Here is an 8000-nt window from a genome sequence, read left to right as displayed (position 1 = left end):
GCGATCCTCAATCGGACCGCGGTCGCGCTCGCAGCCGACAGCGTCGTGACTCTCAGCGATGGGCGCCGTCATAAAACTTACGATTCTGCAGAGAAGATTTTCGAGTTTTCGCGATTTCAACCCATTGCTTTGATGATCTACAACAATGCGCAATTTATGAATGCGCCGTTTGAAATCATCATAAGAGAATATCGTGAGCAACTGACGTCCAACACTTTTAAGTCATTGGTGCAGGTTTGGCCCGAGTTCGAGAAATATCTCCTGGCGTTCAAGCGGAGCGAAGAGGACGAGTTAGATCACTTTCGAGGGATGGTGCTTGCAGAAGTCAAGGAAATCCGGTCGAAAGTTATGACGCACGTTTTTGCGTCGATCGGTCGCCGGGGGCGATCGGCTAGGGAATCGGTTCCCGACTTCGTTGTAAGGCAGTGCAAGGAGAGAAAGTCCGAAGCTGAAGTCGTACCATTGAAAGATTTTCTCTCTGGCGTAACTCTGGAACAGTTCAACGATATTTACCGGGCCACCGTTGTCGACGTCGCAAATGGAATTAAGCTCGAGATGTCCCCGGATATCGAAGACGCTTTGTGCGATATGATGTTCGCGGTTATCAAATCTGAGCAGAAATCAGGTGCTTTCACCGGGCTCGTTTTTACTGGGTTCGGATCGGATGAGATATTTCCAACTCTTTGCTCGGTCGAGATTGATGGCGTGTACTTCAATCAGTTCCGAATTTTATCGACCAACCTGATCGATATCGATCGGCGCGGCGAGACCGCAGCAATCGTGCCTTTCGCCCAACAAGATATGCCCGAGCGCTTCATGCTGGGGATCGATGGTGAGTTCGAAGGCGCGATGGAAAAAATCTGCCTGGATATGGTCGGCCAACTCGTTGACCAAAACAAGCGCGCATTCCGCAACGGCAAGGCCGAACTTGTTAAAGCGGCAGCTGCAGAAGAGTTCAAGATTGGCCTCCAACGCCTCAAAAAGAAGAACTCCGACGATCTTTTATCTGTGGTCAATCATCTCTCCAAGAAGGAACTCGGGGAAGTGGCGTACTCTCTCGTGGAACTCACCTCGCGCAAGCGTCGTTATTCGAATGACTTGGAAACCGTTGGCGGACCGATAGATGTCGCCATTTTGACGAAGAACGAAGGTTTCATTTGGGTGCGCCGTAAACACTATTTCGACATAGCCCTCAATCCACGATATGATGCAAAGCGCAAAAGATGAGGAATTGACAGATGGACAATCACCGAATCCGACGCTCAGTTAATCAGCCGCAGACGGAAGACGACGACCTGCGGTCCTACATTGAAGGCGACTCGACTGATGAGATCGTGCGCCAGGTGAACGACGCCTTTGCGCTGCGTTTGTCAGAGATCCTTAAGAAGGGCCGATCGGCTCCTCGGCACTCTGGAGATTCCGAGGACGGAAAACGCCTATGATTCGCGTCTCGGATCGCACGGCAATCTGCGTGTGGGTTTTTTGATAAAACCCGCCGCCTGGGTAGACGTTTTCGCCTTCTACGAATAACCCGCGCACCGTATCAAATGGCTGAATCAGAGGGGACGTGCCGCTATCTCTTGCTTTGCGAACCTCGTCTTCGATATTCTCGTGCAAATGCCGGATCACCGCGCAATCGAGATAGCGAAGTAGCTTGTCCCCCTCCTTTGAGCCTTTGACGTCTTTGTTAACGGGCAGAGCGAGACCCGCCTTTACCCGGGCCGTCTCAAAGCTCCGATAGGCATCCGAAAGCAGATCGAGATTTTCCCGGACCGTAAGGTCTAGGCAGTTACCTAGGTCAATGACCGCGCCGACGACTGCAGCTTTCTTGTATGATCCACGGTTCTGCTTTTCGATCGCCCATTCCAGCGCTCGACCAGGGTCGCCTTCCCAAAAATAGGCTCCAGATCCAAGCCAATCGAAATCTTCGCTACTTTGACGAAACGGTTTTCCATTGAGGAGATCGACTGCAGTATCCTCGTCACATCCATGAAAACCCAAAATAAAGCTGGTATGGAATGATGTCACTTCGGTCTACGCTTGTCCGGTTGCCCGCCATATTGCGGTTTCAGATCGCCATCGCCATCATATAGGCCTTCCTCAATCAGCCACTGCCGCGCCATTTCCGGTGTCTGCGTCTTCTCTTCCACCCGCCGTTGAAGCATGGCGCGAATTGCTTTTCTTTCCGCTTCATTCATCTGAACGCTCCTAATTATTTCCGGTCGGAATTCTTTCGCAACCGCGTATAGGCGGCGGTGATCATATCAATCATTGCGTCCCGACCATCATCCGGTAGGCTTGGATCAGCCTGTAAAACGGCTGTGATTTGGGTCAATGGTTCAGCCGCATAATTCATCTCGGACGGGTCCCTGACGAAAGCATCGGCGCTAAGGCCAGCCCATCGAACAAGTGCCGTGAGGCTATCAACGTCGGGACGCTTGCCTTGTGCCATCCTTGTTAGCGTCGACGCGCTGACGCCGGACTCTTCGGCCACCTGCTTCCAGTTCAATTTTCTCGATGCACGGGCACTGTCAAGAGCCTGGTAAAACGCGCTCCCTCGAAATTCCGACTTCGACATTTAATTTCACTCTTGCAATTGTGTTTCGTTGCCCTCATATTGCACCTCGATTGCAAGAATGCAATTGAAATCTACATATGAAACAGGAGGCCTTTATGAGCACCGAGATAACATCTGAGAAATCAAAAGGCCTCTTCATCGAGGTCGCGGGGACTGATCTTCAGTTCCGTCCTGTAAGCGTCGCCGATCGCTCGCCCACAGGCCGGCAGATCCTCGGTTATTGCGATGTCTCTCCTCGCGAGGACTATGTCGTTTTGCAATGGCTGCCGGAAGGCGATATCGAGGAGCTGCGCTCGGACGAGACCGTCAACCTTGAGCGTCAGACGGCGGCAAAGTTCATCGTTGCAAAGGCTGATCGCCTGTTCCGACTGTATCTTAACGATCGTTCGCTGAGCTGGACGGAGCGAAGCATCTCCGAGGTTGCGCTGCGAATCCTCGGGAAAATCCCGGCTACTGAGCTACTCTATGTACGTCGCGAAAGCGGCCAAGATCATCCAATCGCCGTCGGGGGTAGCCTGTCGCTGGCAGATATGGGTGTCGAGAATGTCTATTCTCGGCTGGCGCAATGGGAATTAAACGTCCAAGGAGTGACCGTGAAATTCGACATGCCGGATGTGCTCGTCCGCGAGGCACTGGTCAAAGCCGGCTTCAATCCGGATCAGGGCTGGATTATTGTTTTGAAGAGCCGCGACAGCAAACGTCAGGTCACCATCGAGGACACGATCGATTTGCGCTCACCTGGAATTGAAAAGCTGCGTCTTACGCCGCGCGAGATCAACAATGGCGAACTGCCGGCATCGCGCCGGCAGTTTCGCTTGCTTCCTCAGGACGAGGAGGGGCTGACGGTTCGCGGGCTGCGCTGGGAGACGATTGTATCTTCGGGTCGGCGCTGGCTGCTCTTGCAGGATGTGGGCCTGCCGGTAGGCTATCTCGTGGAAAACACCTGCATCGCGATTGAGGTACCTAATGGCTACCCCACCGCCGAACTCGACATGTTCTACTGTTATCCCCAGCTCGCTCGTCGCGATGGCATAGTCATTCCGCAGACCCAGGTCACAGAGATGATCGAGGGACGGGGCTTTCAACGCTGGTCGCGCCATCGCGGTAGCATTGCGCCTTGGCGGGCAGGTCTTGATAATGTGATCACCCATCTTGCTCTGGTCGAGGCTGCGCTGCTGCGTGAGGTGGAAGCATGACGACCCATCAGCACGTGAAGCTGACGATGAGTGGGAAGCAGCATCGCCGGCTCCATTCGCATCTCTTTCCCGGAGACGGCCTGGAGGCGGCCGCCGTCCTTCTATGTCGAGATGCAGGTCTAAGCGACCGCAAGCTGATGGTGATCGGTTTGACATTGGTGCCCTACGATCAATGCACTAGATCGCCTTATCTGCTTGTCTGGCCAGGCCAGTTCATCGCCGATGCCATCGACGTCGCCGAAGACGACCGTATCTCGATCATCCTCTTGCATTCACACCCTGGCGGCTTCAGGGAGTTTTCCGACCTCGACAACGAAAGTGACGCAGAGGTCATCGGCTCGATTTTCGCAGGCTGGAGTGGTGACGCTGCACCGGGGGGGCATGGCTCCGCGATCATGATGCCTGATGGTGAAGTGATTGCTCGTGTCTATGACGAACAACTGAACTGCCGCCCTGTCGACATGATCACCGTCATCGGCGACGATATCAGGATCTGGCGCAGCGGTTGCGACAGCAGCGAGCCGACTATGGCGTTCGGCGCCGGCATGACCCGCGAACTCGGCAAACTGCATGCCTGCATTGTTGGTGTGTCCGGTACGGGGTCGATCGTTGCCGAGCAGCTGGCCAGGATGGGCTTTGGCAAGATAACGCTCATTGATCATGACCGTATAGAGGCAAAGAACCTAAACCGGATTCTGAATTCCACCTTGTCGGACGCTGACTCCAGGGCTTGCAAGGTTGAGATGTTCGCTGTCGCCATGGCTCGCTACCGCGTTAATCTGGATGTCGTGACGATCGCCGAGACGGTTGCGTCGAGACAAGCCGTGCTAGCGGCCGCCACCGCCGATATCATCTTCAGCTGCGTCGATTCATCGGAGGGCCGACACATTGTCGACCGGATCGCGCAGGCGTTCATGATCCCACTGATCGACATGGGTGTCTCGATACCGACCCGCACGCGCTCAAATGGCGCGCCGGCGATTGCCGAGGTTATCGGCCGGATCGACTATATCCAGCCGGGCGGCTCGACATTAGGCGATCGGGGCGTCTACACGGCGGCATCGTTGCGCGCCGAATATCTCGCCCGGGTGGCACCTGAGACTTATGCATCCGAGCTAGATGCCGGTTACATCAAGGGTGCGGTCGAGGAAGCGCCCTCTGTCATCGCCCTCAATATGCGCGCAGCCAGCGCCGCCGTTCTCGAATTCGTCGCTCGTGTCTTTCCGTTTCGCCATGACGGCAATGCGACTATGGCCCGGAGTATATTTGCGTTGGCGGATGGTGATGAGGATCATTTTAGCGAGTCCGATTTCTCCAGGAGTGAAATTTTAGGCGTCGCTATGGGTGCTCAAGAGCCTTTGCTTGGCCTGCCGGATCTCGGAGTTTAAGAATGGCTTTCTTTCGCAAGTTTATCTTTTGGGTACGTGGCCTTTTCTCCGAAAGGCCGCGACGCGTCGAATATGTCGAATCCGACGAGCTTCCCGGGGAACTTGTCTCCCGAAACCTTTACGTTGCGCGTGAGGATGGAGAGTTGTGGAGCGCGGGCATGGTATGCCCATGTGGGTGTGGACGCAGACTCGAGGTTATGTTGCTCAAAGACGTCAAACCGCGGTGGGACCTCTCAGTCGACAAGTCCGGCCTCCCTTCTCTACATCCATCTGTATGGGTTGCCGAGGGCTGTCGCTCGCATTTTTGGTTGCGTAATGGAAAAATACATTGGTGCTGAGCATTTTATAACCGCAACAACTATAGCATGAGCGTATAATTCATCTTATGATTGTCGAATCAATGCCATTCGGGGGCGATGGTGGAAGTCGACGAACTTACGCATACAACAAAATACGTTGAGTCTGAGCTGACCAGACGTCTTAAATCCATCGAAGACGAATTAGATTGTGATATAATTACGTGCATTCATCCGATCAGCCAGCCCATGGACGATCTGATCCGCGATTACATCGAAGACATACAGGAGAAGCGCAAGAAGCTCCTAGTTATCATCGAGACCAATGGGGGATCGATTGAGACAGCTGAGCGGATAGCTGACGTATTCCGCTATCACTACCCTGGTGAAGTGAACTTTCTAGTCCCGAACTTCGCGATGTCGGCCGGCACGGTCTTGGTTATGTCGGGCGACAACATCTACATGGACTATTATTCGATTTTGGGGCCAATCGATCCGCAGGTGCGCAATCGTGATGGCCAGTTTGTGCCAGCCTTGGGCTATCTGGAAAAGTATGACGAATTGATGAAGCGGTCCAGCAAGGGAACTTATCGTCCGCAGAACTCGCGTTTCTCATTCAGAAATTCGACCCTGCTCAGATCCATCGCTTCGAACAGGCTCGTGACCACTCGGTCGACCTTCTGAAAAAGTGGCTTGTGCAATACAAATTCAAAAATTGGGCCGTTACTGAAACCGGCCGGAAGCAAGTCACCGGTAAAATGCGTGAGATGCGTGCATCGGAGATTGCCAAAAAGCTGAATGATACGAAACGGTGGCGGTCGCATGGACGCGGGCTGTCAATGGATGTCCTAAAAGGTGATCTAAATCTCCTAGTCGAGAATTTTGGTGCGAATACGGAGTTGAATAGGAAGGTACGTTCGTACTATCGACTGCTGCAGGATCACATGACCGGAATAGGGGTCACGGTTGCGCTGCAGACACGCGAACGCTTCGTGGCAATGTGAAGGACGAGAAGATGGACCAGTTCGAAGCTCACATGAAAGCAAACCCAAAGGCTGAACGCGATGCTGATACGATCCGCGAAGCCTTTGAGTTAGTCGAGCAGTTGCGCAATGCTGGTTTCGGGTCTGGCGGATACGACCTCGCCCCGTCCTTCGGAGGAAAGACCTCTTCGGGACAGAGACTAGGCACTTCGGAGTTGAGGACGACTTACTCTCGCTGATTAGTTACATTTGGTTGCGTATGATTGGGCTGGCTGATGGTGGTGGCACGGCCGTGGGCTTTAATCGGCCGAACCGCGACCCGATGCGGGTGAGCACTATTTGCAATTACCAGCCTTGTTCAGGAAGGTCTCCTTGACCGTTGCCAGCGTGTCGGCGGACCGCAGTCTCGCTGGTCTCGCGGTCAGCGCAGAGATCTGGGTGACGAGCTAAAACGCACCCGCTCAAATTTGCCATTGAAGCTCACGAAGTCATCCTGAACGAAAGCAGCGGAAAGCAAGACCAGTTGCTCGCGTGTCTAAATCGCTTGACTAAAACTCTCGCGCGTATTTGTATAGCGGGCGAGGGATTTGAGGATCTTACTAGGAAATACTCCATGGCTTAGTAATGGCCGGCGCTTAAGCCGAAGCCATAACGATTCTGTAAGTAGCTTCTGGCTGATCGACTCTTTTTGCCCGGCTCGTAATATCACAGATTTGCGACGAGGGTGCCATGGCTGCGAAAGCAGAGCGTTTTCTTAAGTCCGTCGTGCGTGTGGTCGTAGGGATCCTCGGCCCGACTTTCTTTCTTCAAAGCTGTGTGAATATCCACCCGCTTCCGGACGATGTGGTCCATCTGTCGACCTACAACATCGTACGTCAGGTGAGATGCGAGACACGCAAGGCGGTCATCGACTCCGTTTTGGGTTTCTTGACCGATGACGCCAATCACGACGCCAAAAAAGTGGACGATCGCGCGAGGGCCGTGGGACAACGGTTCCGACAGGCCTTCAAGGCGGCTCCATATGATTTCGAAGGCCCGGTTTCGATGCTGCGGTTCAATCCAGACCTGCTGTCCGGAAATGCGAAACTCATCGTCTCTCTCCTCTGGAACACTGGCGTCGCCTACAATTTCGATCTGACGATGATGGAAAAGAACGATTTCGACCCGGAGGTCAATTTTCTTGGGTCTTGGACCCGTTCGACGCTTTCAGTCGGGCTCAAGGGGACTTTCGATCGACAACGCCAGAACGAGCGTCAATTCACCATCACCGACAATTTCGGCGATCTCGTCGGCAAGCTGCACCCGGCTTATTGCAGAAACCAGATCGTCGAAGCCAACATCACGTACCCGATCGCCGGCAAGGTCGGCATGGAGCGTGTGGTCCAGGATTTTCTGGTCCTGACTCTTTTCGGCAATCTTTCGGGTGATGCGAGCAAGGACATCACGTCCTCGAAGGGTCCGCCTTCTATGGTCGAGCAATTGCAATTCACGACCACCGTCGGTGGATCTACGACACCCAAAGTCACGTTCGTACCGGTAGGCTCAGGGGTCCATATAGT

The 8000-nt window shown here is 53.9% G+C and carries 9 protein-coding genes; 6 read left to right on the top strand and 3 right to left on the bottom strand.

Translation table 11 applies throughout. The annotated features are described in order from the left end of the window. The coding region (locus C9413_RS23495; protein WP_170250967.1) for a hypothetical protein at positions 1 to 1227 on the top strand (1227 nt) is incomplete at its 5' end. Positions 1228 to 1380: 153 nt separating this feature from the next. Here the strand turns inward: C9413_RS23495 and C9413_RS23490 are convergent. The 3 genes from C9413_RS23490 to C9413_RS23480 are packed head-to-tail and all read right to left on the bottom strand — an operon-like array spanning position 1381 to position 2578. Beyond that, positions 1381 to 2028, bottom strand: coding sequence for a hypothetical protein (locus tag C9413_RS23490; RefSeq protein ID WP_040114092.1), 648 nt, complete (start codon positions 2026 to 2028; stop codon positions 1381 to 1383). Next, positions 2025 to 2198, bottom strand: a complete 174-nt coding sequence (locus C9413_RS23485) for a hypothetical protein (protein ID WP_166677334.1) — start codon at positions 2196 to 2198, stop codon at positions 2025 to 2027. Before C9413_RS23485 ends, C9413_RS23490 begins: the two co-directional genes overlap by 4 nt. A gap of 14 nt (positions 2199 to 2212) precedes the next feature. After that, positions 2213 to 2578 (bottom strand): helix-turn-helix domain-containing protein, encoded by a 366-nt coding sequence (locus C9413_RS23480; protein ID WP_040114093.1) that lies wholly within the window; start codon positions 2576 to 2578, stop codon positions 2213 to 2215. Positions 2579 to 2655: 77 nt separating this feature from the next. On the opposite strand from C9413_RS23480, the gene C9413_RS23475 reads away from it, so the two are divergent. The 5 genes from C9413_RS23475 to C9413_RS23460 form a co-directional block, all read left to right on the top strand. Then, complete coding sequence (locus C9413_RS23475; protein WP_223844054.1) at positions 2656 to 3774, top strand: multiubiquitin domain-containing protein; 1119 nt, start codon at positions 2656 to 2658, stop codon at positions 3772 to 3774. Then, on the top strand, positions 3771 to 5162 hold the full coding sequence (locus tag C9413_RS23470; protein WP_040114094.1) for a ThiF family adenylyltransferase: 1392 nt from the start codon (positions 3771 to 3773) through the stop codon (positions 5160 to 5162). Before C9413_RS23475 ends, C9413_RS23470 begins: the two co-directional genes overlap by 4 nt. Before the next feature lie 2 nt (positions 5163 to 5164). Further along, positions 5165 to 5500 carry a DUF6527 family protein gene (locus C9413_RS34275; RefSeq protein WP_074070655.1) on the top strand — a complete coding sequence of 112 codons (336 nt, stop codon included), beginning with the start codon at positions 5165 to 5167 and terminating at the stop codon, positions 5498 to 5500. A gap of 81 nt (positions 5501 to 5581) precedes the next feature. Then, complete coding sequence (locus C9413_RS23465; RefSeq protein ID WP_166677335.1) at positions 5582 to 6142, top strand: ATP-dependent Clp protease proteolytic subunit; 561 nt, start codon at positions 5582 to 5584, stop codon at positions 6140 to 6142. Positions 6143 to 7170: 1028 nt separating this feature from the next. Next, positions 7171 to 8000 (top strand): hypothetical protein (locus C9413_RS23460; protein ID WP_170250966.1); only part of this gene is annotated, 830 nt, incomplete at its 3' end.

It is taken from the genome of Rhizobium sp. SEMIA 4085, from assembly GCF_013004495.1.
GTDB lineage: Bacteria > Pseudomonadota > Alphaproteobacteria > Rhizobiales > Rhizobiaceae > Rhizobium > Rhizobium gallicum.
The sequence above is the reverse complement of the archived record's forward strand: the minus strand, read 5'-3'. Positions and strand labels throughout refer to the sequence as shown.